At 75.6% G+C, this 2,020-nt stretch carries 2 protein-coding genes; both read left to right on the top strand.

Annotated elements, in window-relative coordinates; translation table 11 throughout:
- A partial coding sequence (locus tag VGR37_00875) for a glycosyltransferase family 4 protein (GenBank protein HEV2145947.1) occupies positions 1-1,214 on the top strand: 1,214 nt, incomplete at its 5' end.
- 11 nt (positions 1,215-1,225) lie between these two features.
- Positions 1,226-2,020 (top strand): glycosyltransferase (locus VGR37_00870; GenBank protein ID HEV2145946.1); only part of this gene is annotated, 795 nt, incomplete at its 3' end.

Here is a 2,020-nt window from a genome sequence, read left to right as displayed (position 1 = left end):
CCTGGCGGCGCTCGTGCACGCGGCGGCCGGGCGCGCAGCCCCCTCCGCCCTGGCGGCGGCCGCGGGCGGGTCGGATGGGTGAGATCCACCTGGTGACCGGCGAGTACCCGCCGCAGCCGGGCGGCGTGGCGGACTACACCTGGCTGGTGGCCGCGGGGCTGGCTGAGGCGGGGGAGGAGGTGCACGTGTGGTGTCCTCCCGCCGACGGGCCGGCGCCCGAGGCGCCCGGCGTGACCGTTCACCGCGAGCTGGGGACGTTCGCCCCCGGGGACCTCGCCCGCGCCGGCCGGATGCTGGATCGCTTCCCGGCGCCGCGGCGGCTGGTGGTGCAGTGGGTGCCGCACGCGTACGGCTACCGGTCGCTCAACGTGGGCTTCTGCCACTGGCTGCGCAGCCGCGCTTCGGCCGGGGACCGGGTGGACTTCATGGTCCACGAGCCGTCGCTGGGCTTCGCGCGGTCGGTCCGGCACAACGCGGCGGCGCTCGTCCACCGCTGGATGACGATCGTCCTCCTCCGCGCCGCGCGCCGTGTCTGGGTGGCCGCCCCGGAGTGGGAGCGGCGCTGGCGCCCGTACACGCTGGGCCGGCGGGTGCCGTTCGCCTGGCTCCCGATCCCGGCAAACGTCCCCGTCCAGGACGATGCGGCGGCGACCGCCGCGCTGCGGGCGCGCTTCGCTCCCGCGGGAGGAGCGCTGCTGGGGCACTTCGGGACGTACGGGCGGGACATCGCCGGGCTCCTGACGGCCGCGCTCCCGCGCATCCTGGCGGACGAGCGGCGGGGCGTGCTGCTCATGGGGCGGGGCGGGGAGGCGTACCGCGAGGAGCTGCTGGGGGCGCACCCCGGGCTGGAGGGGCGGGTGCATGCAACCGGGGGTCTCCCCCCGGAGCGGCTCTCGCTTCATCTGGGCGCCTGCGACCTCCTGCTCCAGCTCTACCCGGCCGGGGTGAACACCCGCCGGGGGAGCATGATGGCGGGCCTGTCGCACGCCCTCCCCATCGTCGCCAACGACGGGGGCGACACGGAGGACCTCTGGCGCGCGAGCGGCGCGGTGGGGCTCGTCCCCGTGGGGGACGTGGAGGCGCTGGTGGGGCGGGTGGACGCGCTCCTCGGGGACCCGGAGGAGCGGCGCCGCCTGGGGGCGGCCGCGGGAGAGCTCTACCGGTCGCGGTTCGACGTACGCCACACCGTGGCTGCGCTTCGTGGTACCAACTGAAACGGAAGCTGATGCGGATCGCGGTCGCCAACTGGAGCCGGCGCGAGGCGGGAGGAGCCGAGCGGTACCTCGCGCGCGTGATCCCCGCCCTCCGCGACGCCGGGCACGAGGTCGCGCTCTTCTGCGAGATGGACGCGCCGCTGGACCGCGGCCCCATCCCGCTCCCCGAGGGCGCCCCGACGTGGTCGGTGGAGGAGCTGGGGCTCGCCGGCGCCCTCGACGCGCTGCGCGGGTGGCGCCCCGACGTCGTCTTCAACCAGGGGGTGTTCACCCCCGAGGTGGAGGAGGCGCTCCAGGGGGTCGCGGACTGCGTCTTCTTCGCCCACGGCTACCTGGGCACCTGCATCAGTGGAGCGAAGTCGTTCAAGCGGCCCGTCGTCACGCCGTGCGACCGGCGCTTCGGCTGGGAGTGCCTGCTGCACTACTACCCGAAGCGGTGCGGCGGGATGAGCCCGCTCACCATGCTCCGCGACTTCCGGGCCCAGCGCGGGCGGCGCGACCGGCTGGGCGGGTACCGCGCCATCGTGACCAATTCGGCGCACACACAGTCTGAGTTCGCGAGGTACGTGGACGACCCGTCCCGGGTGCACGCGGTCCCCCTTCCGGTGTACACGGCTCCGGCTCCCGTGGAAGCGGCCCCCCGGGGCGCGGCGGACGACGGACCCTGGCGGCTGCTCTTCCTGGGTCGGATGACCTCGCTCAAGGGAGGAGACGTCCTGCTCGACGCGCTCCCGGCCGCGGCGGCGGCGCTCGACCGGCCGCTCCACGTCACCATCGCGGGCGACGGACCCGACATCGCCGCGTGG

The organism is Longimicrobiaceae bacterium (assembly GCA_035936415.1).
GTDB lineage: Bacteria > Gemmatimonadota > Gemmatimonadetes > Longimicrobiales > Longimicrobiaceae > JAFAYN01.
This window is presented reverse-complemented; position numbering and strand designations above follow the sequence as displayed.